Here is a 25,219-nt window from a genome sequence, read left to right on the forward strand (position 1 = left end):
TACAAATCATGATTTCCATCCACCATTTTACCAGCTTAAACCGCCATCAGTCAATGTAAATCCGAACATTTATATATTTTTTCAGCGTTTTTATTCGTAAACGGCACAAAAAAAGAAGCCTTTCCTTGGAAAGGAAAGGCTTCATGCGGATACTTGCTATGCCGGAACAGGCGCATCGTCAAACCGCCGTTCCAGGTTTACAAATTTATTGTACTCTTTTACAAAAGCAAGCTGGACGGTGCCGACCGGGCCGTTCCGCTGCTTCGCAATAATGATTTCAATGATATTTTTATTTTCCGTGTCCTGTTCATAATAGTCTTCCCTGTACAAAAAAGCCACGATATCGGCATCCTGTTCGATGCTTCCCGATTCACGGATATCACTCATCATCGGCCGCTTATCCTGGCGCTGTTCCACGCTCCGTGAAAGCTGGGAAAGGGCAATGACCGGCACTTCAAGTTCCCGGGCCAGCGCCTTCAGCGATCTTGAAATCTCGGAAACTTCCTGCTGCCGGTTTTCACGGGAGTGGGCGCTTCCCTGAATCAACTGCAAATAGTCGATGACCACCATGCCAAGCCCGTGTTCCTGCTTTAGGCGGCGGCATTTCGAGCGGATTTCCGTTACCCTTACCCCCGGTGTATCATCAATATAGATGCCGGAATTGGAAAGGCTTCCCATTGCCATCGTCAGTTTCCGCCAGTCTTCGTCCGTCAGCGCCCCGGTCCGGAGCCGCTGGGCATCAATATTGCCCTCCGCGCACAGCATCCGCATGACAAGCTGCTCAGCACCCATTTCAAGGCTGAAGATCGCCACATTTTCCCCTGTCTTTGTGCCGACATTTTGCGCGATATTGAGGGCAAAAGCCGTTTTCCCGACAGACGGGCGCGCCGCCACGATGATCAAGTCATTGCGCTGGAAACCGGCCGTCATCCGGTCAAGTTCGTAAAACCCTGTCGGTATCCCTGTGACGTCGCCTTTCCGGTTATGGAGCATTTCGATGTTATCGTATGTGCTGACAAGGACATCTTTAATATGTTTAAAATCGCCGGCATTTTTGCGCTGGGCCACTTCCATAATGCTGCGTTCGGCTTCATCCAGCAGTTCATCGACGTCGTCTTCCCGCGTATAGCCTTCCTGGGCAATATGGGTGGCCGTCCGGATCAGGCGCCTGAGCAAAGCTTTCTCAGCCACAATTCCGGCATAATAAGCAATATTGGCCGCTGTCGGAACGCTTGCGGCCAGTTCGCTCAAATAAGAGAGGCCGCCTGCGTCTTCAAGCTGCCGGGTGGCTGATAATTCTTCCGCCACTGTTACAAGGTCGACTGCCTTGCCGGCATCATTCAGCTTCGCAAACACCTGGAAAATTTTTTGATGGGCATTCCGGTAAAAATCGTCTGCCGTCAAAATTTCCGAAGCCGTTATAAATGCAGAAGGCTCCAAAAAAATGGCACCAAGCACTGCCTGTTCCGCCTCTATATTCTGGGGGGGAATTCGGTCTTGCAATTCATTCATTTTGAATCCTCCATTTTATCCTGAATCATCCGGTTCCGGCACCAAAACGAAGCATGCCGGGGAGAATGGCAGTTTAACCGGTAACCCGTTTGCCGTAAAAGAACCGCATACTCATTCCAAATAGAAAAAATGTGATCACGATAAAATGGACCACATTTTTCTGCACGTACTATTATTTTAACACGCGGGAAGCAAAAAGAAAGCTGGTAAAATCCGTTTCTATTCGGAAACGTGGACATTGAGCACTGCCGTTACATCATGGTGCAATTTGACTGGCACTTTCGTATAACCCAAAGTGCGGATCGCATCCGGCAGCTCTATTTTTCTTTTATCCACTTGGATCTGGAAGCTTTTTTTCAGTTGTTCGGAGATTTGCTTGCTTGTAATCGAGCCGAACAGGCGCCCGTCCTGGCCCGATTTGGCTTTGATTTCAACCGTGATGTTTTCAAGTTTCTCTTTTAGTTTTTTGGCTTCTTCCAGTTCTTCCTGCGCCAGTTTTTCTTCTTTCCGTTTTTGAGCTTCCATGTTTTTCAGATTGGCAGGCGTGGCTTCTATTGCCGCCCCGGTTTTGAACAAATAATTGTGGGCATAACCGTCCGCCACGTTTTTAATGTCTCCTTTTTTTCCTTTGCCTTTTACGTCTTTTAGGAATATAACTTTCATGATTCCTGGCTCCCTTCCATATACTCTTCTATTACTTGGATGAGCTTTTCTTCCGCCTCATCAACCGTTATATTTTTCAGCTGGGCGGCCGCATTGGAAAGGTGCCCGCCGCCGTCCAGCGCTTCCATAATGATTTGCACATTGACGCTTCCAAGCGACCTTGCGCTGATCCCCACTTCATTCTCGCTGCGCCGCCCGACGACAAAAGAAGCATCGACGCCGTTCATCGTTAAAATCGTATCGGCAGCCTGCGCAATTAAAACAGGGGAATAAATGGTATCATTTTTCCCTTTTGCCACCGCAATGCCGTTTAGCGGAAATTTAACGGTTTCTACAAGCCGGGCGCGCTGGATATACGAACGCAAATCTTCTTTTAAAAATTTTTGCACAAGCACCGTGTCGGCGCCCTGGGCACGGAGATAGGATGCTGCATCAAACGTGCGCGAGCCTGTCCGCAATGTAAAACTTTTTGTATCCACTATTATACCAGCAAGCAGGGCCGTTGCTTCAAGCATATTGATTTTGCCGTTTTTCGGCTGGTATTCCATCAATTCGGTTACAAGTTCGGATGTCGAGGAGGCGTACGGTTCCATATAGACAAGCAGCGGATTTTTAATAAAGTCTTCCCCGCGGCGGTGATGGTCAATGACCACGACATTTTCAATCCGCCTGACGATCCGTTCATCGATAACAAGGGAAGGCTTGTGCGTATCAACAACTACAAGCAATGTATCATCCGTTGCCATTTCAAGCGCCTCATCCGGTGTAATGAAGCGGGCATACAAATCCGGATACTGTTTGATCTCCTCAAGCAGCCGCTTGACGCTTGTGTCCGTTTCACTCGGATTTAAAATAATATAGCCGTCTTTTTGGTTGATTTCCGCCACTTTCCGGATGCCGACAGCAGCACCAACAGCATCCATATCCGGAAATTTGTGGCCCAGGATCATCACCTTATCCCTTTCCATCATGAGTTCCCGCAATGCATGGGAAATCACGCGGGCCCGGACTCTTGTCCGCTTTTCAACCGGGTTTGTTTTGCCGCCGTAAAATTTCACTTTTCCGTTCGCCTGCCGGATGGCAACCTGGTCGCCGCCGCGCCCAAGGGCAATGTCAAGGCTCGACTGGGCAAGCTCCCCCAGTTCGGGAAGGGACGGGACACCTGCGCCAACCCCGATGCTCAAAGTCAGCGCCACGTTTTGCTTCGCTGTGGCCTCCCTGACTTCATCAAGAATCGAGAATTTATTGTCTTCCAATTCATGCAAAATCCGTTCATTGAATACCGCAATAAATTTATCAGACGAAATCCGTTTAAAAAACAGGCCGAACTCCATTGTCCATTTGTTTAAAATGGAGGTCACGAGGCTGTTCAGGTTGCTGACAGACTGGTCGTCCATGCCTTGTGTCACTTCATCATAATTGTCCAAATAAATAATGGCAATCACGGTCCGTTCGTCTTCATACAGCTGCTCGACTTCAGCCTGCTCCGTAATGTCGAAAAAATAAAGCAGCCGCTCTTCCAGTTTCAGGACGACCCGGTACTTCCTTTCATTTAAACTGATCGTCTCGGAATGCATTTCCTGCTTAATCAGCGGCAATAGCACTTCCGCTACATCGTAAAGGGAACGCCCGACAAGCGTATCTTCATTAAAGCAGGAGGCCATGAACGGGTTTGTCCATTCTATGATGTAATCTTCATTGTACAGCATTATCCCGATCGGCATTTCCAGCAGTGCTTCTTCACCGACGCGCTTGACCCGGTAGGAAAGATTGGAAATATAGCGTTCAATTTCTTCGTTCGACCGCTGTTCCACGTAAAATGCGCAGTAGAATAACGCCCCGAGCACAACAATGCCGGCTGCCGTTATCCACCAGTGGTAAAAGAAAATAATGCCGAGCAGGATTAAAGATACTGCAATTAAGCCGTATAACGGATAGCGCATTAACCGTTTATTGTAGTAAGAAGGCATACCTTCAGCTCCTATATTGAGAAACTAAAAAAGGATCACTTTTGAATCATCCGCCTGAAATCAAATCCTAAATCCATTATACCGAATATCATGACAAGATAAAGCAGCGGGCTGAACATGATGGATAAAATGACGGCGATAGCCAGTAAGCCTTTTGGCCATTTTTTCTCGTGGCTGACAAAGCTTATAAAAGCGTACCCCTGCAGCAAAATGAGAATTTGGAATATCAGCATCAGATTCAGGACCGCTTTCGCAAAGAAGCTGCCCGTGTCCCCGCGCATCAGCAGGTTGGCTGCCATTGCCAGAATGAAATACCATAAGATATTCCCCGGCAGCCGCATTTCACGGAAAGGTGGAAAGGACGGAACCGGGACACCGAAACGTTTTGCGATTGGAAAATCCACGGAAATCAGCACCAAAACGGCAATAAAGGCAGACAGCAATAACAGGCTCGGCAAATAGACAGAATACATCTGGCTTGCGGCATCGGCCATTTGCGCAAACCGGTCCTCATAGGCCTGTGGTTCCCCAAGGCTGTTGACAAGAGATTTCGACTGTTCGATTGACTGCTGCATGATGTTTAAGTTTTCCGCGATGATATTCAGATGGAATAACTTCAGGGCGGCAAACAGCCCGATGATCGTGACTGCTAAAAAGGCCAGGCTGGTAGCTATGTATATAAATAATTTTGATTTTTTTAGCTGAATAGCGTATCCCATCACAAATCCAATACAACCAAAAAAAACGGCCATCGGGATTGCCATGACTGTTCCCATAATGGCAGACACAAGCAAACAAACCAGACAAAAGACAAGAATCGAACGCAAAGGATATTTGGCACAAAACAGGATAAAAGGCAGCGGAAGAAAAACCAGAACAATTATCCGGATCACCGGGACATGCAATGCAACAAGCAGCATGACGCCGAAAACCGCTGCAAGCATTGCCCCTTCTGTCAGCATTCTTGTTTTTTTCACACGCATGCTCCCTTCAAAAAAACCATCATTTCCCCTCATTTTACCATAACCCATCCATGAAGCAAAAAGATAATGAAATGAAAAAAGACAACCTGAAAACAGGGTGTCTTTTTTCATTCATATATTGAAGGAAAAATCCGGGTGATTTTTCCGCTGCTTATTTGTCTTCTGCAACATAAGGGAGCAACGCCATTTGACGTGCGCGTTTGATTGCAGTTGTCAGTTTACGTTGGTATTTTGCGCTTGTGCCCGTTACACGGCGAGGAAGAATTTTTCCTCTTTCAGAAATGAACTTTTTCAGCAAGTCCACATCTTTATAGTCGATATGGGTAATATGGTTCGCTGTAAAGTAGCATACTTTCCGGCGTTTCCGTCCGCCTCTGCGTCCACCTGCCATTTTTTCACCCTCCTTTATCTCATCACTTTACGGGTCTTTCCGCATTAGAACGGAAGATCGTCATCAGAGATGTCAATTGGTTGTCCATCATTTGAGAACGGATCTTCATCCGGCTTGGAATAACTTTGATTGCGCTGATTCTGGTTTTGATCCTGGTTGTACCCCGGGAAAGCATTCCCTTGGTTGTTCCCGTAATTCTGGCTGCTGCTGCGTTCCTGATTCGCGCTTCTCGGTTCAAGAAACTGGACGCTTTCTGCCACGACCTCTGTGACATACACGCGCCGGCCATCCTGGGCTTCGTAGTTGCGTGTCTGAATCCGGCCGTCTACGCCTGCCAGACTTCCTTTTTTCAAGTAGTTGGCCACATTTTCAGCCTGTTTTCTCCAAACAACACAATTGATGAAATCCGCTTCCCTTTCCCCCTGCTGGTTGGTAAACGTACGGTTTACAGCCAGGGTAAAAGTAGCAACCGCTACTCCGCTCGGCGTATAGCGCAAATCGGGATCTTTTGTCAGCCTGCCTACGAGAACAACACGGTTCAACATCAGAATCAACCCCTCTCATCATTCAAAGTCCGTTTCACGTGAAACGTTTTATCGTTAAAAATTATTCTTCTTCTCTTACAACAATGTGGCGGATAATATCACCGTTAATCTTCGCCAGACGGTCAAATTCCTGGACTGCAACCGGTTCAGCATTCACGTTGATGATATGGTAGTAACCATCACGGAAGTCCTGAATCTCGTATGCAAGACGGCGTTTTCCCCACTCTTTCGATTCGATGATTTCCGCGCCCTGGTTGGTGAGGACATTGTCGAAACGCTCAACAAGCGCTTTTTTTGCCTCATCCTCGATATTCGGGCGGATAATGTACATAATTTCGTACTTTCTCATCTGTTTGTCACCTCCTTATGGACTATGCGGCCCTTTTATGTAAAAGGGCAAGGAGCAATGGTTCATGCGTTCATTACTCACAAGTCGTAAGTATACCATATCCCGCAGGCAAAATCAAATGTCTTAAAGACTTCATCCCGCATTTGGCTATCGCTGACATTCCCATTTTATCAAACATACGTTCCTTTTACAAGGTCTTTTTATTAAAAACGGACTGAAATTTTTATCAAAAACAACAGGGGGGAGGCATCCGTTTCACTATGCTTCTATTTTCCGGATCACATTCGCCATTTCGATCGCGCTTACTGCTGCATCCCAGCCTTTGTTGCCTGCTTTCGTCCCGGCCCGCTCAATCGCCTGTTCGATCGTGTCGGTCGTGAGAATCCCGAAAATGACAGGCGTTCCTGTATGGAGGCTTGCATGGGCGACCCCTTTTGCCGCTTCCGCACTTACATATTCAAAATGCGGAGTCGCGCCGCGGATCACCGCGCCAAGTGCCAGCACGGCATCATATTTGTCCGTTTCTGCCATCTTTTTTGCCGCCAGCGGGATTTCAAACGCGCCCGGCACCCAAGCAAGATCAATGGCTTCTTCTCTGACGCCATGCCTCAATAATGCATCCTTTGCCCCGCTTACAAGCCTTGTTGTAATAAATTCATTAAAGCGGGCAGCAACCACGCCGATTTTTAAGCCGGTTCCAACCAGATTGCCTTCAAATACTTGTCCCATTTTGATCTCCTCCTATATATGCAGCAAATGCCCCATTTTTTCTGCTTTCGTCCGCAAATATCCTTCATTTTCACGGACAGGCGCGATTTCAACCGGCACTCTTTCCGCAATTCGGATACCGTAACGCGCCAATGCTTCCACTTTATCAGGATTGTTTGTTAAAAGCCGGACTTGCGTTGCCCCGGTATCTTTTAAGATTTGCGCAGCGATGCAGTAGTCGCGCATATCTGCCGGAAATCCAAGCCGGCGGTTGGCCTCCACTGTATCCAATCCTTTTTCCTGCAGCCGGTAAGCTTTCAATTTATTCAGAAGCCCGATCCCCCGGCCTTCCTGCCGCATATAAACGAGGACACCGCGCCCTTCTTTTTCAATCCGCGCAAGGCTCCGGGCAAGCTGCGGGCCGCAGTCGCAACGGAGGGAACCGAAACAATCACCGGTCAGGCATTCGGAATGGATCCTTGCCAGCACCGGCTCTTCACTGCTTACTTCCCCTTTTATAAGGGCAACATGTTCTTCCCCCGACAGCAGATCTTTGTAACCGGCAGCCCGGAACGTGCCGTAACGCGTCGGCAGCGTGATTTCCGCTTCTTTTTGAATCAGTTTCTCATGTTTTTTTCTGTACTCGATTAACGATTGGATCGTCACCAGTTTTATGCCGGAATTTTTGGCGATTTCCTCCAGCTGGGGAAGGCGGGCCATCGTGCCGTCTTCATTCATGATTTCGCATATTACGCCTGCCGGATTTGCGCCTGCCAGTTTTGCCAGGTCAACGGCTGCTTCCGTATGGCCGGACCGTTCCAGGACGCCGCCTGCTTTGGCCACTAACGGAAAAATATGCCCCGGCCGGTGAAAATCTTCCGCTTTCACCCCGTCTGCTGCCAGGTGCCGGACCGTTTTGGCACGTTCAAATGCGCTGATGCCGGTGCGAGTGGCGGCATGGTCAATGCTCACGGTGAAGGCCGTTTCGTGGCTGTCGGTATTTTGCCGTGCCATCGGATAAAGATCGAGCTGCTGTGCTTTTTCCGCCGTAATCGGTGCACAGATCAGCCCGCGCCCTGCTTTGGCCATCAAATTGATCATTTCCGGTGTCGCTTTTTCCGCAAGGCCGATAAAATCACCTTCGTTTTCCCTGTTTTCATCATCGACGGCAATCACGACTTTTCCGTGCTTTAAGTCTTCTACTGCTTCTTCAATGGTATGAAACAAGTTTTTCACCCCTTTGTTTAAATAAAATCATGTTCTTTCAGAAGCGTCATCATGTCGGTCTCTTTTTCCGCCCATTCTCCGTTCCTGAACAGCCCGGCCATGTACTTGGCCAAAATATCGCATTCAATATTCACGGCATCGCCAATCTTTTTTTCCGGCAATATCGTATGCTGCTGCGTATGCGGCACCAATGAAACGGTTAATTGCCCGCCCGCTGCCCCGAACACGGTCAGGGAAGTGCCGTCGAGTGCAACCGAGCCTTTTGGGATCAGAAAGGCAGACAGGGAGGAGGGAACAGAAATCGTCATGTACACGGCATTTTCCATCCTTTGCTTCAAGCAGACCGTGCCGGTGCCATCGACATGCCCTGTGACAAAATGCCCGCCGAACCGCCCGCCTGCAGCCATTGCCCGTTCAAGGTTGACTTTGCTGCCGATGTTCAGCCCGGCCAATGCCGTGCTGAAAAATGTTTCAGGCATGACATCAGCCGTAAATGCATGCTGCGTATAGGAAGTGACGGTTAAGCAAACGCCGTTCACTGCAATGCTGTCGCCGGGCCGCACATCTTGAAGAACCGTCCTGGCCTGTACGGCAAGCTTAAGGGAGCGGGGGCCTCTTTCCACGCGTTTCAATATGCCGGTTTCTTCAATAATTCCTGTAAACATGCTCCGGCACCCCCTTTTGGACGGCAGCCGTAATTTTTAAATCCGGCCCGATCTGTTCCACTTTTTCAAACCGGAGCGGCAAAGCATCGGCCACCTTGCCAAACCCGTGTCCGCCGAAAGGGGACGGCGCGTTTTGCCCGCCGACCACTTTCGGGGCAATGTAAAAAATATACTGCTGCACTGCGCCTTCTTTTAAAAATGAGCTGTTTACCGCCGCGCCGCCTTCGACGAGCAAAGTCATCACGCCTTTTTTTCCAAGCGCCGCTAACACGTCACGGATCAAGAGGCGGGCATGCGGCATGCGGGCCACTTCGGCATTAAGCTGCTTCAGACATTGTTCTTTTTCTTTTGGTGCATCGCTTCCGCAAAAAATAATGGTTGGCGCATCGCCGTTTAGCACTTTCGCTTCCGGCGGGATGCGCAAATGGGTGTCTAATACAATGCGAATAGGATTTTTCCCGGAATGGGGCAAACGTGCGGTGAGAAGGGGATTATCTTGGAGAACGGTTTGTATGCCGACAAGTATTGCATCATGCCTGCTTCTTAACCAGCGGGCATCACGCCTTGCTTCTTCACTTGTGATCCATTTGCTGTCACGGGTTTCAGCTGCAATTTTTCCGTCTGCCGTCATGGCGGTTTTGACAGTGACAAACGGTGTTTTCGTTTGAATAAAGTGGAAAAAAGGGCGGTACAACCTTTCCGCTTGTTCCTTCAATACCCCGGTTTCCACTTCTACGCCGGCTTGCCTGAGCTTTTCTATTCCTTTGCCTGCGACAAGCGGATTGGGGTCCAATGCAGCGATATATACTTTTTTGATGCCTTTTTCAATTAAAAAATCTGCGCACGGCGGCGTCTTTCCGTAATGGGTACACGGCTCCAGCGTCACAAAAACTTCAGCGCCCTTTGCAAGCGGCCCGGCCTGTTCCACTGCAAGCCTTTCCGCATGTTTTTCTCCTGCCTTTAAGTGGGCCGCCATCCCGACGATCGTGCCGTTTTTCACGGCGACACTTCCAACCGGGGGATTCGGGGAAGTCTGCCCGGCCACACTTTCGGCCAATTGGAGTGCAAGCTGCATATAATCTTCTTTTTGCAATCCTTTCATGCCTCCTGTATTCAATTTCCGCCAACATACACCCGTGAAAACAAAAAAACCGCACGAAGATGTGCGGGGCAAAACGGCATAATGAAATACGCGTTCCAATAAACACCTGATCCTTCTCCCATCCAGACTGTTACTGTCGGCTTTGGAATTTCACCAAATCCACCGCATTCCGGAGAATACGGGTCACGGGCTTTGAGTTTCCTCATCACCGCCGGTCGGGAATTGCACCCTGCCCCGAAGGAAAATATTCGACTGATATTTATTTTAACGGATGATTTGAATTTTTTCAATACAATTCGAATATTCGTCCAAAAGTCCTGTTATACATTAAACCTGAAATGCATGACATCGCCGTCCTGGACAACGTAGTCTTTTCCTTCCAGGCGCACTTTTCCGGCTTCTCTTGCAGCTGCCACGCTGCCATATTCGATTAAATCTTCATACGACACCGTTTCAGCCCGGATAAACCCTTTTTCAAAGTCGGAATGGATAATGCCTGCGCATTGCGGGGCTTTCATACCTTTTTTGAATGTCCACGCGCGGACTTCCGGTTCCCCAGCCGTAAAATAAGTCGCAAGGCCAAGCAGGCTGTAAGCAGCTTTAATCAGCTGGTCAAGACCGGATTCCCGGATGCCGAGTTCGGTTAAAAACATTTTTTTCTCATCGTCATCCAGCTCGGCAATTTCTTCTTCAATGCGGGCACATATGACAATCACTTCCGCGCCTTCTTGTTTGGCATATTCGCGCACCTTCCCGACATACGGGTTTGCGGACGGGTCCTGAATGTCATCTTCACCGACATTGGCCACATACAAAACCGGCTTGCTCGTTAAAAGCTGGAACCCTTTGACGATTTTTTGCTGGTCTTCGGTCAGTTCCACCGCCCGCGCCGGTTTTTCCGCTTCAAAAGCCGCCTTTAATTTGGACAGCACTTCGTATTCGGCAACGGCTTCTTTATCCTTCTGTTTTGCTATTTTCTCCACACGCCCGATACGCTTGTCCACCGTTTCAAGATCGGCCAGGATCAATTCAAGATTAATTGTTTCGATATCATCAATCGGATCGACTTTCCCGGAAACATGTGTAATGTTCTCGTCCTCAAAACAGCGCACGACATGGCAGATTGCGTCCACCTGGCGGATATGGGAAAGAAACTTGTTCCCGAGCCCTTCCCCTTTGCTCGCGCCCTTGACGATCCCGGCAATATCCGTAAATTCAAAAGTGGTCGGCACCGTTTTTTTCGGATGGTACAGTTCTGTTAATTTTTCCAGCCGTTCGTCCGGCACTTCCACCATGCCGACATTCGGGTCAATCGTACAAAACGGATAGTTCGCAGATTCGGCCCCAGCTTTTGTGATCGCATTAAACAAAGTCGATTTTCCGACATTCGGCAAACCGACAATTCCGGCTGTTAACGCCATTTTATGTCCACTCCTTCAAACATTCTCGTATCTTTCAAGTTTTTCCCGGCCGTATCAAAAACCCCCAGGGTGCCGCTGGATGCGCCCGGTTAACATTTTTCGTTTGCCGGCCTTACTTAACCGCACCCCGGCTCCCAAAAAAAGACACCCATAAAAGGGCTATGCTTCTTCGTGCTTGACGAGGATTTTTTTCAGTTTGCGGGCAAATTCCCTGCGCGGCAGCAGCACGCTGTGTCCGCATCCTTCACATTTAATGCGAATATCCGCCCCCATCCGGATGATTTTCCAGCGGTTTGTGCCGCACGGATGCTGCTTTTTCATTTCCACAATATCATACAACCCGAAATTTTTATCTTCCATGTTCATCCCCCTTTAGAAATTGGCCGGCTAATGCCTCTTCTTTCTCAGTACGGGAATAAGTCACCATTTTAGGATAAGGTGCATGGATGCGATTTTCGTCCAATGCTTTTTTAATTTCTTTTTTCAACACTCTCGCAATATACCAGTGTGCCATCGGGAGGGTCTCCGCCACCACCCTGAGCGTAACATCCGTGGTGCCGAGCTGCTGGACGCCCAACAGTTCAGGCTCTGACACAACTTCTTCGTGCTCTCCCGCAAATGACACCAGTATTTCCTGAATGGCCGCTTCCGCTTTGTCGATATCCTCTTCGTACGGAATACGGACATCCACAACGGCGACGCTGTTATAAATGGACAAATTGGTGACTTCGGAAATATTGCCGTTCGGAATGATGTATAATTCGCCGGTCCAGTTTTTGATTTTTGTTGTCCTGAGCCCGATTTCTTCCACAACGCCTTCGTATTTCCCGATCTGCACCGTATCGCCGACCGAAAACTGGTCTTCAAAGATAATAAAGAATCCGGAAATCACGTCTTTTACAAGGCTTTGTGCCCCGAACCCGACAGCCAGCCCGACAATTCCGGCACCGGCCAGAAGCCCCTGGACATTGATGCCGATAATGGACAAAATCGTGACAATGGCAACAAACCAGACGAGATAGGTCAATGTGTTCACCATCAGCCGCAACAATGTGGCCTCGCGCCGCTCTGAAAACCGGAGAGGGGCTTTGGCGCGGACTGCAAAAATTTTGCCGATCGCCTTTTTTCCGAATTTAATGACCAGTGATGCGACAAGCAGCACCACAATCATCTTCAGCACTGTCTCCCCGACTCCGATCCATGTATTTTCATTTAACCACTTGGATGTGAGGTGTTTGAGATATGTCTCAAAATGGCTCATATTCCACCAACCTTCATTTCTTTTAACGTTATTGTAACAAAAAAACCGCGCTTGCTCGACAACCGGCTCCGCTTTTCAAAAATTACCTTTTTGATTGGCGGCTGAATCAAGTGTAAAACTGCCGGTTGCGGGTATCAAAAAAGAGATATGTTAATGTATAGATTTTTTTGATTTTCCGTATACTGGTACTATTACAAAGAGGGAGTGGCTGATATGAATCTGAGAAAAGGACAATTGGAATTCGGCGGCAATCGTATCAAGGTATTTCATGATGATGTTCTGGCAAAAGAAATCATATCCAACCATATTTTATCAGCACTTCCGAAAAGCATAAACCGGGAATTGGTGGTGGTCTGCATCGGCACCGACCGTTCCACCGGGGACTCGCTCGGGCCTTTAACGGGCACTTTTCTGGAAGAAACAGGCCTGGCCTGCTTCAACGTATACGGAACGCTGGATAAGCCGGTCCATGCTTTAAACCTGGAAGAAAATATTGAAAGGATTTATCAAAAGCACCACGACCCCTTCATCATTGCCGTCGATGCCTGCCTTGGAAAAATGAAGAGCGTCGGCATGATCCAAATCGGCGACGGCCCGGTGAAACCGGGGGCGGGTGTAAAGAAAGATTTGCCTCCTGTTGGCGACATCCACATTACAGGCATTGTGAACATCAGCGGTTTTATGGAGTTTACCGTCCTTCAGAATACCCGTTTAAATCTTGTTCTGAAAATGGCAAAACTGATCGCTGCAGGCATCAGCCGCGCCCATCTGCATCTTCAATACCAAAACGCCATGATTTCCATGAACAGCGGACAGGAGAAGGAAAAGCTGATTTAAGTTATCCGGAAACAGCAGCATTTTTGAAACCGTTTATCCGAAATCCCCCGGTGAACGCAAACTTCTAAACAAAAATATCATGACAACGAAACCAAATGAATGAATGAATGAATAAGCCGGCAACCTGTATAGCCCCCGGGATCCAGTGAAAGGATCCGCAACTTCAGTAAGTTTCTGCCGGTTCACATTCATACTTCAACCGATAAACAGGTGTTGATTCATTCTTGTAAAATTCATCCGAAAACCGTATAGTAAGCATGCAACAGGCCGACCAGCACGGCAACCACCAGGATGCCCGGCAATAAATTCGCCACCCTGATTTTGGCAAGCCCCGCAATATTCAAACCGATGGCAAAAATCATAATCCCGCCGGTTGCCGTCATCTCGGTAATAAACGAGTGCAGCACCGGTGCGGGGACAAGCCGGTTGATTTGCGTGGCAAATAACGCAATAGCGCCTTCATACAGGATCACCGGAACAACCGAAAAAACCACCCCGAAACCGAGGGTTGAAGACAAGATCAGTGCTGTGAAACCGTCCAGAACAGATTTCGTGTACAGCACCGTATGGTCGCCCCTGATTCCGCTATCCAATGCTCCGAGAATGGCCATCGCGCCAATCACAAAAACGAGCGTTGCCGTGACAAAGGCTTCGGCCGTACTGCCCTGGCTGCTGTTTCCAAACTTTTTTTCCAGCCAGGCACCAAGCCCGTTCAAATGAGCTTCAAGCTGCAGCATTTCGCCGATGACTGCGCCAATCACAAGGCTCAATATTACAATAGTATACTGTTCACTTTTCAGCCCCATTCCGAGCCCCAGCACCATCACCGCAAGCCCGATCGCCTGCATTACGGTGCCTTTCATTTGCTCCGGAATATGGTTTAACAGCCTTCCGATAAACGAACCGGCTACAATGCTCAGCCCGTTTACAATTGTCCCCAGCAATACCATCTTTTTCACCCGTTTTTGTCTTTATCTTTGTAATTCTTACGTTTCCTGTTCAAAACTGGCATCCAGCAATTGCAATATCCGTTCTAAATCTTCATTGGACATAAATTCAATTTCAATTTTCCCTTTTTTCTTTGTCCGCTTAATATGAACGGTTGTCCCAAACTTTTCGCGCAGAACCGTTTCGTGTTCCTGGATAAAAATATCTTTTTCCTGTTTGACTTTCTTCGTTTCACGTGAAACATTCCGGTTCAACTGCTGGACAAGCTTTTCCAGCTGGCGGACACTTAGTCCTTCGGCAATAGCCTTTTCAGCGATTTCTTCCATTTTTTCTTTCTTTTCCAGGCCAAGCAGCGTACGGCCGTGCCCCATCGAAAGTTTGCCTTTAGACATGGCTTCCTGGATGCTGACCGGCAAAGACAAAATACGGAGGTGATTGGCAATATAGGGCCGGCTTTTTCCGAGCCGTTTTGCCAGCTCCTCCTGTGTAACATTTAATTTTTCAAGCAAAAACTGGTACGCATTGGCTTCTTCAATCGGCGTTAAATCTTCCCGCTGCAGGTTCTCGAGCACAGCAAATTCCATCATCTGCCGGTCGTTCAAATCGCGGACAACAACCGGCACCGTTGTAAGTTTTGCTTCTTTTGCAGCTCTGTATCTCCGTTCCCCGACAATGATTTCGTATCCTTTAATGCTCTTGCGCACGATAAGCGGCTGCAGGATGCCATGCTGGAGAATGGATTTTTTTAATTCATTAAGCGCTTCGGGTTCAAAATTTTTCCGCGGCTGATAAGGATTCGGGCGCAATTCTTTAATATTGACTTCCTGCACGGCATCTTCTTTGCCGACGTCCATATTCGCAAACAACGCGTTAATGCCTTTTCCAAGTCCCTTAGCCATTTGCCGCCACTTCCTTTGCTAAGTCTAAATACACTTCCGCACCGCGCGATTTGGGGTCGTAAAGAATAATCGGCTGCCCGTGGCTCGGCGCTTCGCTTAACCGGATATTGCGGGGGATAATGGTACGGTATACTTTGTCCCTGAAATATTTTTTCACTTCTTCAATGACCTGGAGCCCCAAGTTGGTACGGGCATCGAGCATCGTCAGCAGCACGCCGTCAATCATTAGATTGTGGTTCAAATGCTTCTGGACAAGCCTGACCGTGCTGAGCAGCTGGCTTAACCCTTCCAACGCGTAATATTCGCACTGGACGGGGATAATGACGGCATCCGACGCGGTCAGTGCATTTAACGTCAATAGCCCGAGAGAGGGGGGGCAGTCAATGATAATATAATCATAATCATCTTTGATGGCGCTGATCGCCCGCTTTAACCTGACTTCCCTTGAAATGGTCGGAACCAGTTCAATCTCCGCTCCCGCCAGTTGAATCGTTGCCGGCACGGAATAAAGCCCGTCCACAGCCGTTGCCCTGATCACATCTTTTATATTCGCATCTTCCACTAACACATCATAAATACACTGCTGAACTTCGCCTTTATCAATTCCGGCTCCGCTTGTTGCATTTCCCTGGGGGTCGGTATCGACAAGCAAAACCTTCTTCCCGATGTATGCTAAGCAGGCACCCAAGTTGACAGAAGTGGTTGTTTTTCCTACGCCTCCTTTTTGATTGGCGATAGAAATCACTTTTCCCACGGTTGCCACCTACCTTTTTTGTCACGCTAGTCACGGCCCGTCTGCATTTGCAGAAACGGCAAACACGTAACTTTATTGTATCAAAGTTTGCAAGATTCGTTTACTGTAAACCGAAAAAAGGTTGTTTCAAGTTTTTTCGGCAATTGAAAACCAGGAGGCGCGGCTTCTAATGCCAAAGCCTTGCACCCATGCAGAAAAGAACGCAGCATCGCCGGGATACCAGGAAAAAGGGCTTTGTTGTAAAGCCAAGGCAGGCAGCACAAACCCGGCAGATGTTTAAAGCCGGTGGATAGGGAGTGGCCTGCACCTGAAAAAAAAGAAACCTGTCATCCAAGTTTCTTTTATTGGGATTTCGCCTTTTTCGGGATCCGAATCGTAATTTGATAGTAGTCCTCGAAATCTTCTTCTTTTGAATCGAGATTGATCCCGGAATCGGTCACCATGGAAACAGACTGGCGGATCGTATTGACGGCAATGCGCATATCTTTGCTGAACGCCTGTCTGCGCGGCTTTGCTTTTTTTTCCGGCTTATTCATCATACGGGTGACATAATCTTCCGTTTGTTTCACATTTAAATTTTTTGCGAGTATTTCATTGAGGACGCGAACCTGCTTTTCCGCCTCTTTTAAAGGAATCAATGCCCGTGCATGGCGTTCCGTGATCTGTTTTTTCAAAAGGGCTTCCTGCACTTCCGGGGGCAATTTCAAAAGGCGCAGTTTATTTGCAACCGTTGATTGTCCTTTGCCAAGGCGCTGTGCCAGTGCTTCCTGGGTCAAATGGTGAAGCTCCAAAAGCTTTCCGTAAGCCATCGCTTCTTCAATCGGCGTCAGTTCTTCGCGCTGCAGGTTCTCAATTAAAGCAATCGAGGCTGTTTCCGTATCGCTCATATTCTTTATGATGGCAGGCACGGTTTCCCAGCCCAGTTTCCGGACAGCCCGGAATCTTCTTTCCCCCGCAATGATTTCATACTGGCCTGCTTCGTATTCGCGGACGACGATTGGCTGGATGATGCCATGGGTGTGGATCGTTCTTGCAAGTTCATCTATTTTCTCTTCATTAAAAATGGTCCGTGGCTGAAACCGGTTCGGGATAATGCAGGAGACGGAGATATTTTTAATCTCTTCATTTTCATTCTCTGCTTCCAGTTCTTCTTCCCCGATTTCTTCCTCCACTCCGAAAAAACGAGAGAAAGGATGCTTCATTCACTGTACACCACCTTATAAATTCTCCCTAACTACTTATTCTCTATTATAAGACAAGTTCCTGCCAAACTCCCGGCGATTTTTCGAACAATCTCCCTCATTTTAGCGCATCATCCCGATTTCCGGCACGGTAAAACGCCCGCCTTATTCAAGCGGGAGTTTTACCGGGGTTCCCGGTTTGCGCGGATATTTTTTCGGCGTTTCCTTTACCTTTTTGACGACAATCAGGTTTCTTTCACTTTCTTCAACCGGCAAGGTAAAGTTGTATACATTTTCCGTTTGTCCGCCGAGGAGACGGATCGCTTTTTCCGCTTTTTCGAGCTCTTCTTTGGCATGCTGGGCTTTCATCGCGATAAATCTGCCGCCGGGTTTCACAAGCGGCAGGCACAGTTCGGAGAGGACGGACATTCTGGCGACCGCCCTTGCCGTGACCACATCGTATTGTTCGCGGTGTTCCGGTTTTTTGGCAAAGGTTTCAGCCCTGTCGTGAAATAGAAAAACTTGTTTTAAACCGAGCGCTTCTGTTAAATGCCCGAGAAATGTAATCCTTTTTTGCAATGAATCGACAATCGAAAGCCGGATTTCCGGAAAACAGATTTTTAACGGGATGCCCGGAAAGCCGGCGCCGGCGCCGACATCACAAACGTGCAGTGGGCCGTTAAAATCGGTAAAAAAGGCGGCTGTCAGCGAATCATAAAAATGTTTGAGATACACTTCCCCTTTTTCCGTAATCGCCGTTAAGTTCATCTTGTTGTTCCAGTCAACAAGCCATTCATAATACGTTTCAAACTGCTTCTTTTGTTCCCCGCTTAAGGTGATGCCTTTTTCAGCCAATAATGGAATGAATTGTCCGCTGTCCATTTTTCCATCCTTTCGGTTGAGATGTAAAAAAAGGGAGAAGCCGGAAAAACCCGGGCTTCATGCCTTATCCAGGGATTTTTGCAATTTTCCCCTGTTCAATGTAGACAAGCAAAATTGAAATATCAGCCGGATTTACGCCGGAAATGCGCGATGCCTGGGCAATCGAGATCGGGCGCACTTTGTTTAATTTTTGGCGCGCTTCTGTTGCCAGCCCGTGGATCGCATCATAATCAATATCAGACGGGATTTTTTTGTCTTCCAGCTTTTTCATCCGTTCCACTTGCTGCAATGATTTTGCGATATAGCCTTCATATTTGATCTGGATTTCCACCTGTTCTTCCACTTCAGGCGGAAGTTCCGTTTCAGGCGGCACAAGCGCTTTGATATGTTCATACCGCATTTCCGGCCGTTTCAGGAGATCAGCGGCGTGGATGCCGTCTTTCAGTTCGCTTCCTCCCGCTTCCCGGATCAGTGTCTGCGTTTTTTCATCCGGTTTCAGAATGACGGATTTCAAACGCTTGATTTCCGCTTCAATCGCCTGTTTTTTCGCCGTAAATTTCCGGTAACGTTCTTCGGAAATCAAGCCGATTTTATAGCCAATTTCAGTCAGCCTGAGATCTGCATTGTCATGGCGCAGCAGCAGGCGGTATTCGGCACGGGAGGTCAAAAGGCGGTACGGTTCGCGCGTTCCTTTTGTGACCAGGTCATCAATTAAAACACCGATATAAGCATCGGAACGACCGAGGACAAGTTCTTCTTTCCCCAGTGCTCTCTGCGCTGCATTGATGCCGGCAATAATCCCCTGCCCGGCTGCTTCTTCGTAACCGGACGTCCCGTTGATTTGGCCGGCTGTATAAAGGTTCTTCACTTTTTTCGTTTCGAGTGTCGGCCACAGCTGGGTCGGCGTGATCGCATCATATTCAATTGCATAACCGGGGCGCATCATTTTTGCATGCTCCAGCCCTTCAATTGAGGCTAAAATTTCCCTTTGCACTTCTTCCGGCATGCTTGTTGAGAGCCCTTGTACATATACTTCTTCAGTGTGGCGGCCTTCCGGTTCCAGGAAGAGCTGGTGGCGGGGCTTGTCATGGAAGCGGACGACTTTGTCTTCAATCGACGGGCAATAACGCGGCCCGGTGCCTTTGATCATGCCGGAAAACATCGGCGCGCGGCCGAGATTGGCGTCAATAATGGCATGGGTGCGTTCATTGGTGTAAGTCAGCCAGCAAGGGAGCTGGTCCGTGATCACCTTCGCCGTTTCATAACTGAATGCCCGCGGTTCCAGATCGCCCGGCTGGATTTCCGTTTTGCTGTAGTCAATCGTTTTGCCGTTTACGCGCGGCGGCGTCCCGGTTTTAAACCGGACGAGGTCAAAGCCGAGCTCTTCCAATTTTTCAGCGAGGGCAATGGAAGGCTGCTGGTTATTCGGGCCGCTTGAATATTTCAATTCCCCGATAATAATTTCGCCGCGCAGGAACGTGCCGGTCGTCAGCACAACCGTTTTGGCTGTATATTTTGCGCCGGTTTTTGTAACAACTCCTTTGCAGATGCCGTCATCAAGCACGAGTTCCTCGACCATTCCTTGCAAAAGCGTCAAATTTTCCTGGTTTTCAATGGTTTTTTTCATTTCACGTTGGTATTCGACTTTATCCGCTTGGGCCCTGAGCGCCTGCACGGCCGGCCCCTTTCCGGTATTCAGCATCCGCATTTGGATATAGGTTTTATCGATATTCCTGCCCATTTCACCGCCGAGTGCATCGATTTCGCGGACGACGATCCCTTTTGCCGGACCGCCGATCGACGGGTTGCACGGCATGTAGGCAATCATATCGAGATTAATCGTGATCATTAACGTTTTGGCACCGATTCTTGCGGCGGCCAGGCCTGCTTCACAACCGGCATGCCCGGCGCCGACTACAATGACATCATAGTCTCCTGCATCGTATTGCCGCATGCTTATCACTCCTTCATTTTATAAAATCAAACGTCCTCCGCTTTTCTTTGTCTAGCTGCGGGCGTTATCGGCTAGCGGATTTTCCGGCCTCTTCCCTACGATAAGCGGGCATCGGCTCGTTCCTCGCCGTGTTTCCTTTATCCCGCATTAACGGGCAGTAAGACCCCCGCCACAGGTATGATAAAAATATGACACAATAGGCTAAGCGGGGGTCAACTGCCCGTAAATGTCCGATTGGTTCAACTTGCAATCATCAGGGCCGTGGCCCTGATGATTGCAGTTTCACTCAATCTCAGTCAGAGGCCTAATAAAATCCGTACGCCGATAAGCAAACGCCCTCCGCTTTTCTTATTGTCCAGCTCCGGCTCCTAGCGGCTAGCGGATTTTTACGTCTTCTCCTTTCGATAAGTCAACATCGATTCACCTGTCGGCTCATCGTGTTTCCTTTATCTCGGTCGAAGACTACAAAATCCGTACGCCGCTGTACAGTCGCCTCCGCTTTTCTTATTTCCCGAGACAGAATTGGGAGAAGAGTTGGTTCAACAAGCTTTCCTGGACGGTGTCGCCGATGATTTCGCCGAGCAGGTCCCATGTCCGGGTCAGGTCGATTTGGATAATATCAATCGGGGTATTAGATTGAATGCCGTTTTGCACATCTTGAATGGCTTCCAATGCCTGGTTCAAAAGCGCAATATGGCGGCTGTTTGAAACATATGTCAGGTCGCCTGTTTCCATCTGCCCTTCAAAATACATCGCAGCAATCGCATCTTCCAATTTCTCCATGCCTTCCTCTGTTACAAGCGACGTGGTGAGGATTTTCGCGCCTTGCGCAAGTTGGCGGACGCTTTCCATCTCCACTTGATGCGGCAGGTCCCACTTATTTAAGATGACAATCACATCCATGCCTTCCACAGCTTCAAACAATGCCTTATCTTCCGGGCTGAGCGGCTCGGATGAGTTGATAACAAGCAAAATCAAATCCGCTTCCTTGAGCGCTTTCCGCGAACGTTCCACACCAATTCGTTCTACGATATCTTCTGTTTCGCGGATGCCTGCGGTGTCAATCAGGCGCAGCGGCACACCGCGGACATTGACGTATTCTTCGATCACATCGCGTGTCGTGCCGGGAATATCGGTGACAATGGCCTTATTTTCCTGGACAAGGCTGTTTAATAATGATGATTTTCCGACATTCGGGCGGCCGATAATAGCCGTTGACAACCCTTCCCGCAAAATTTTTCCCTGGTGCGCTGTCCGCAACAGTTTTTCGATTTCATTTTTGATGTACTGTGCTTTCTCTTCCAGCATGCGGTGCGTCATCTCTTCAACATCGTCGTATTCCGGATAATCAATATTGACTTCGATATGCGCGACGACTTCCAATATTTCCTGGCGCAACCTTTTGACCAGTTTCGACAATCTGCCTTCCATCTGGCCGATCGCCACGTTCATCGCTTTATCCGTTTTGGCGCGGATTAAATCCATGACAGCTTCCGCTTGTGAGAGATCGATACGTCCGTTCAAAAACGCCCGTTTTGTAAACTCACCCGGCTCAGCAAGGCGCGCACCGTTGTTTAAAACGAGCTGCAATACCCTGTTTACAACGACGAGCCCGCCATGGCAGTTGATTTCCACGACATCTTCGCGCGTGAACGTTTTCGGCGCTTTCATCACGCTTACCATCGCTTCCTCAACGGTTTCTCCAGTGTCCGGGTCGACAATTTTCCCATAATGGATCGTGTGCGAAGGGACATCCGCCAGTTTTTTCCCGCCGACACCTGCAAATAATCGATTCGCAATCGAAATCGCATTTTCGCCGCTCAGCCGGACAATCGAAATCGCTCCCTCTCCCATCGGCGTCGAGATCGCCGCAATTGTATCCATTTCCATTTTTTCACCCCGCTTCCTTTTTTGGTCATTTATATAAAAGATTGGCACTCTGCTTTCTTTTTTTCACCTAACGTAATAGAATACCAAATTTTTTCGCGAATACAAGTGATATGTTCTTTTTCACAATCCACAAAAAGCCGATAACTCCATTTTAACTTATCCACATGTGAATAACAACGGCAGAAAAAGCTGATTATCCCAGGTTGTGGATATGCCGGCTTTTTTTCATGCGGCAAAAAAAAGGCTGCACGCCCGGTGGGTACAGCTAAAAAAAACGCCTCCCCCGGTTTCCCGGATGGAGGGCGTTTAATGCTTTGCCAAATCAATGACAACATACCGTTTTGGTTCATTTCCTTCTGAATAGGTGATGACCTGTTTATGATGGGCGAGCGCACTGTGGATGATTTTTCTTTCATAGGATGGCATCGGCTCCAGCTTTACCGGCCGTCCGGTGCGCAAAACCTGGGCAGCAAGCCTTTCCGCAAGCCGGTTTAGCGCCTCTTCCCGCCTTTCCCGGTAATTGCCAATATTAAGCATCACTCTTTCATAATGCGGATAATACCGGTTTGCGGCCAGCTGCGTAAGAAACTGCAACGCATTTAAAGTTTGTCCCCTTTTTCCGATCAGCACCGACAGGTTTTCGCCCGTCACGTTAATATGCAATGTCCGGTCATGTTCTTCGAATTGGAGGCCGGGGGAAACCCCCATTTTTTCGATAATATTGCGCAAATAAGAGAGCACTTGTTCAACCGGCGTCTCTTTCAGCCGGACACGGACGACAGCCGGTTTCGCGCCGAACAGGCCGAATATGCCCTTTTTGCCTTCATCAAGGATCTCAATCTCCACATTTTCTTTTTCCGCTTCAAGCTCCTGAAGGGCCTGGTTGACAGCATCCTCTACATTTTGCCCTGTTGCGGTCGTTTCTTTCATTTTTTCGTCCCCCTGGCTTTTGCGTTTTGGACAGGCATGCTTGCAGCAGGACTTTTAATGAAATACGACTGGACAATCATAAAGATGTTCCCGACAATCCAGTACAGCGGCAGCGCGGACGGGAGCCCCACGCCGATCACAATAATCATGATGGGCATAAACCAAAGCATCATGTTCATTTGCATTTTCATTTGCGGATTTGCATCATAATTCCCCCCGGACATCATCACTTTTTGCTGGAGAAAGGTGGTGATGCCGGCAATCACAGCAAGCACATAATCCGCGGACCCGAGGTCAAACCAAAGAAAAGAGGACTCGCGGATGGCCGGCGTCCGGTTGATGGCATGATAAAATCCGATTAATATCGGCATTTGGATTAAAATCGGCAGGCATCCTGCAGCAGGATTAATATGGTACTCCTGATACAGTTTCATCATTTCCTGCTGGAGTTTTTGCCGTGTTACCGCATCTTTTGACGCATATTTTTCCTGCAGTTTTTTTATTTCAGGCTGGAGTGCCTGCATGGCTTTCGCACTTTTTAGCTGGGTAATATTCAGCGGCAAAATGGCTAGGCGGATGATAATCGTAATCAAAATAATGGACAGCCCGTAGCTGCCCCCCAGAAACCGGGCTGCCTTTATAATCAGCCAGGATAAGGGATATACAATATACTGGTTCCAGATTCCTTTGCTTTCCGGTGTGATATCCTGGTTAAATTCCGTACAGCCAGCCATCACGGCGGCAAGGGCAAGTACCATTCCAGCCAGCGCAAACTTTTTTCCCAATCGTTTGTCCTCCCCTGTATGAGATTTCAGCAAAAAACGCTTACTTTTTCAGATGTTCCAAAGCAGCCGGATGCTGCCGCACGCCCTGGTAAATTTCTTCTTTTATTCTAACTTTTTTTAAGGGCATTGGCTATTTTCAGAACGTGGATTAAGCTCTTTTTGACTTCATGGTAATTCATCTCGGCCGCCGGTTTTCTGGCGATAATAATATAATCATATCCGGGCGGGATGTCTTCTTTCAACTCTAAAAACACTTGCCGGATATATCTTTTGATTTCATTTCTTTTGACGGCATTCCCCAGCTTCTTGCTGACGGAAAGCCCGATTCTGAAATGTTTCCGGTTTTTCTTTTTCAGCACGTATACAACAAACTGGCGGTTTGCGAACGACTTCCCGTGCTTGAAAACCTCCTGAAATTCTGTATTTTTTTTTACCCGATAAGATTTTCTCATATATACTCCTTCTGTCCTGCCAACAGTGATGCAGCCAAAAGCGGCGGCCGGAACCGCCTTTTTAGTTAAAAAAAACCACTGAGACTTTTCAGTGGTTATGCGGATAATACTTTTCTTCCTTTGCGGCGCCGTCTTGCCAATACTTTGCGGCCGTTTTTTGTGCTCATGCGCGCACGGAAGCCGTGGACTTTGCTTCTTTTTCTTTTATTTGGCTGATAAGTTCTTTTCATGTATGACACCTCCTCGAGGGAATTCGTTCGAATGATAAACGACAGTCTATATTATTATAATGACGAACTTTCCTGCTTGTCAAGGCTCTCCAAAACTCCGCGTACCTGGCATTCGTCTTCCCGCTTAAAATAACGGGCCGTTTTTCCAGCTCCGCTTCCGTGCTCTTCTGGTCCAAAACGGCGTCCTGTTTCCGCGAAAAACGGGGCGGGATGATCCCTCCCGGTTATCATCCGCTATTTTTCCGCACAGCCGGAATGTGGATAATTTTTCGGCGGATTTTCAAGTATCCACAACAATTATTGACAAGTTTCACACAAATTCAGAGCATGTGGATAATGATTTTTCACACCTTTTGTGAATTGTGGATAATTTACAAAGATCATTGCAACACCTAAGATTATCTGTTATGATTATTGTGTTTTAACCCTGAATAACCGGTTGTGTATAACTAATTCATCCACAGTTTGTGGATAACTTGTGGACAGTTTATCCAAACCATTGGAATAAAGTTGTCCACAATTGGTGGATGATGTCGAAATTCCAGATTTATTCCTTATTATATATTTTTCCACCATACAAACATATGCATGTTTATAAATGGCCGCAACCTTCGCCGAAACAATGTTACACAGACAGAGAGAATGGTTATTTTTCGTTTGATAAAAAGGAGGGATTGGCG

Annotated in this window: 26 protein-coding genes and 1 riboswitch; of the genes, 1 reads left to right on the top strand and 25 read right to left on the bottom strand. The window is 48.1% G+C overall.

Going from position 1 to position 25,219, the window contains the following annotated elements; genetic code table 11:
• Window positions 1–156: 156 nt before the first annotated feature.
• The 14 genes from dnaB to NSQ19_RS15595 form a co-directional block, all read right to left on the bottom strand.
• On the bottom strand, window positions 157–1,512 hold the full coding sequence (gene dnaB, locus NSQ19_RS15530) for a replicative DNA helicase (protein WP_013860879.1): 1,356 nt from the start codon (window positions 1,510–1,512) through the stop codon (window positions 157–159).
• 219 nt (window positions 1,513–1,731) lie between these two features.
• Complete coding sequence (rplI, locus tag NSQ19_RS15535) at window positions 1,732–2,175, bottom strand: 50S ribosomal protein L9 (RefSeq protein ID WP_017550659.1); 444 nt, start codon at window positions 2,173–2,175, stop codon at window positions 1,732–1,734.
• The gene (locus NSQ19_RS15540) at window positions 2,172–4,145 is read right to left on the bottom strand and encodes a DHH family phosphoesterase (RefSeq protein WP_017550660.1); all 1,974 of its coding nucleotides are present in this window, start codon (window positions 4,143–4,145) and stop codon (window positions 2,172–2,174) included. The genes rplI and NSQ19_RS15540 overlap by 4 nt, the downstream gene beginning before the upstream one ends.
• Before the next feature lie 35 nt (window positions 4,146–4,180).
• Window positions 4,181–5,122, bottom strand: coding sequence for a YybS family protein (locus NSQ19_RS15545; protein WP_142236791.1), 942 nt, complete (start codon window positions 5,120–5,122; stop codon window positions 4,181–4,183).
• A gap of 157 nt (window positions 5,123–5,279) precedes the next feature.
• Complete coding sequence (gene rpsR, locus NSQ19_RS15550; RefSeq protein ID WP_013860883.1) at window positions 5,280–5,519, bottom strand: 30S ribosomal protein S18; 240 nt, start codon at window positions 5,517–5,519, stop codon at window positions 5,280–5,282.
• A gap of 44 nt (window positions 5,520–5,563) precedes the next feature.
• The gene (gene ssb, locus NSQ19_RS15555) at window positions 5,564–6,064 is read right to left on the bottom strand and encodes a single-stranded DNA-binding protein (RefSeq protein WP_017554535.1); all 501 of its coding nucleotides are present in this window, start codon (window positions 6,062–6,064) and stop codon (window positions 5,564–5,566) included.
• Window positions 6,065–6,125: 61 nt separating this feature from the next.
• Window positions 6,126–6,413, bottom strand: a complete 288-nt coding sequence (rpsF, locus tag NSQ19_RS15560) for a 30S ribosomal protein S6 (RefSeq protein ID WP_013860885.1) — start codon at window positions 6,411–6,413, stop codon at window positions 6,126–6,128.
• A 258-nt stretch (window positions 6,414–6,671) separates the two neighbouring features.
• Complete coding sequence (gene ribH / locus NSQ19_RS15565) at window positions 6,672–7,142, bottom strand: 6,7-dimethyl-8-ribityllumazine synthase (protein ID WP_019720267.1); 471 nt, start codon at window positions 7,140–7,142, stop codon at window positions 6,672–6,674.
• Between the two features lie 12 nt (window positions 7,143–7,154).
• Window positions 7,155–8,348: a bifunctional 3,4-dihydroxy-2-butanone-4-phosphate synthase/GTP cyclohydrolase II gene (locus NSQ19_RS15570; protein ID WP_017554602.1), complete on the bottom strand. Its 1,194-nt coding sequence runs from the start codon at window positions 8,346–8,348 to the stop codon at window positions 7,155–7,157.
• 17 nt (window positions 8,349–8,365) lie between these two features.
• Window positions 8,366–9,013 carry a riboflavin synthase gene (locus NSQ19_RS15575; RefSeq protein WP_237348739.1) on the bottom strand — a complete coding sequence of 216 codons (648 nt, stop codon included), beginning with the start codon at window positions 9,011–9,013 and terminating at the stop codon, window positions 8,366–8,368.
• Window positions 8,994–10,115: a bifunctional diaminohydroxyphosphoribosylaminopyrimidine deaminase/5-amino-6-(5-phosphoribosylamino)uracil reductase RibD gene (ribD, locus tag NSQ19_RS15580; RefSeq protein ID WP_340703151.1), complete on the bottom strand. Its 1,122-nt coding sequence runs from the start codon at window positions 10,113–10,115 to the stop codon at window positions 8,994–8,996. Before ribD ends, NSQ19_RS15575 begins: the two co-directional genes overlap by 20 nt.
• Before the next feature lie 106 nt (window positions 10,116–10,221).
• Window positions 10,222–10,361: riboswitch (FMN riboswitch) on the bottom strand.
• A 74-nt stretch (window positions 10,362–10,435) separates the two neighbouring features.
• Window positions 10,436–11,536, bottom strand: a complete 1,101-nt coding sequence (gene ychF, locus NSQ19_RS15585) for a redox-regulated ATPase YchF (RefSeq protein ID WP_133537527.1) — start codon at window positions 11,534–11,536, stop codon at window positions 10,436–10,438.
• A gap of 159 nt (window positions 11,537–11,695) precedes the next feature.
• A complete protein-coding gene (locus NSQ19_RS15590) occupies window positions 11,696–11,896 on the bottom strand; it encodes a DUF951 domain-containing protein (protein WP_013860891.1) in 201 nt (66 codons plus the stop codon).
• Window positions 11,886–12,797: a mechanosensitive ion channel family protein gene (locus NSQ19_RS15595; protein ID WP_340703152.1), complete on the bottom strand. Its 912-nt coding sequence runs from the start codon at window positions 12,795–12,797 to the stop codon at window positions 11,886–11,888. The genes NSQ19_RS15590 and NSQ19_RS15595 overlap by 11 nt, the downstream gene beginning before the upstream one ends.
• Before the next feature lie 213 nt (window positions 12,798–13,010).
• Between NSQ19_RS15595 and yyaC the strand changes: the two genes are divergently transcribed.
• Window positions 13,011–13,634, top strand: a complete 624-nt coding sequence (gene yyaC, locus NSQ19_RS15600; protein ID WP_019720262.1) for a spore protease YyaC — start codon at window positions 13,011–13,013, stop codon at window positions 13,632–13,634.
• Window positions 13,635–13,867: 233 nt separating this feature from the next.
• On the opposite strand, the gene NSQ19_RS15605 is transcribed toward yyaC, so the two are convergent.
• From NSQ19_RS15605 to rpmH, 11 genes are all read right to left on the bottom strand, one after another.
• Entirely contained in the window at window positions 13,868–14,584 is a 717-nt protein-coding gene (locus NSQ19_RS15605; protein ID WP_237348741.1) for a DUF554 domain-containing protein, read from the bottom strand.
• A 36-nt stretch (window positions 14,585–14,620) separates the two neighbouring features.
• A complete protein-coding gene (locus NSQ19_RS15610) occupies window positions 14,621–15,481 on the bottom strand; it encodes a ParB/RepB/Spo0J family partition protein (RefSeq protein ID WP_237348742.1) in 861 nt (286 codons plus the stop codon).
• Window positions 15,474–16,235: a ParA family protein gene (locus NSQ19_RS15615; RefSeq protein ID WP_014096611.1), complete on the bottom strand. Its 762-nt coding sequence runs from the start codon at window positions 16,233–16,235 to the stop codon at window positions 15,474–15,476. Before NSQ19_RS15615 ends, NSQ19_RS15610 begins: the two co-directional genes overlap by 8 nt.
• A gap of 341 nt (window positions 16,236–16,576) precedes the next feature.
• Entirely contained in the window at window positions 16,577–17,437 is an 861-nt protein-coding gene (noc, locus tag NSQ19_RS15620; protein ID WP_013860897.1) for a nucleoid occlusion protein, read from the bottom strand.
• Window positions 17,438–17,581: 144 nt separating this feature from the next.
• Window positions 17,582–18,298: a 16S rRNA (guanine(527)-N(7))-methyltransferase RsmG gene (rsmG, locus tag NSQ19_RS15625; RefSeq protein WP_029142107.1), complete on the bottom strand. Its 717-nt coding sequence runs from the start codon at window positions 18,296–18,298 to the stop codon at window positions 17,582–17,584.
• A gap of 64 nt (window positions 18,299–18,362) precedes the next feature.
• Entirely contained in the window at window positions 18,363–20,252 is a 1,890-nt protein-coding gene (gene mnmG, locus NSQ19_RS15630; protein WP_013860899.1) for a tRNA uridine-5-carboxymethylaminomethyl(34) synthesis enzyme MnmG, read from the bottom strand.
• A gap of 504 nt (window positions 20,253–20,756) precedes the next feature.
• Window positions 20,757–22,142, bottom strand: coding sequence for a tRNA uridine-5-carboxymethylaminomethyl(34) synthesis GTPase MnmE (gene mnmE, locus NSQ19_RS15635; RefSeq protein ID WP_340703153.1), 1,386 nt, complete (start codon window positions 22,140–22,142; stop codon window positions 20,757–20,759).
• A 306-nt stretch (window positions 22,143–22,448) separates the two neighbouring features.
• Complete coding sequence (jag, locus tag NSQ19_RS15640) at window positions 22,449–23,072, bottom strand: RNA-binding cell elongation regulator Jag/EloR (protein ID WP_340703154.1); 624 nt, start codon at window positions 23,070–23,072, stop codon at window positions 22,449–22,451.
• Window positions 23,069–23,857, bottom strand: coding sequence for a membrane protein insertase YidC (gene yidC, locus NSQ19_RS15645; RefSeq protein WP_013860902.1), 789 nt, complete (start codon window positions 23,855–23,857; stop codon window positions 23,069–23,071). Before yidC ends, jag begins: the two co-directional genes overlap by 4 nt.
• A gap of 107 nt (window positions 23,858–23,964) precedes the next feature.
• A complete protein-coding gene (gene rnpA, locus NSQ19_RS15650; protein WP_013860903.1) occupies window positions 23,965–24,309 on the bottom strand; it encodes a ribonuclease P protein component in 345 nt (114 codons plus the stop codon).
• Window positions 24,310–24,404: 95 nt separating this feature from the next.
• Entirely contained in the window at window positions 24,405–24,539 is a 135-nt protein-coding gene (rpmH, locus tag NSQ19_RS15655) for a 50S ribosomal protein L34 (protein WP_003397591.1), read from the bottom strand.
• Between the last annotated feature and the right edge of the window lie 680 nt (window positions 24,540–25,219).

The sequence above is a fragment of the Weizmannia sp. FSL W8-1119 genome (assembly GCF_038008605.1).
Classification (GTDB): Bacteria; Bacillota; Bacilli; order Bacillales; family Bacillaceae_C; genus Weizmannia; species Weizmannia coagulans.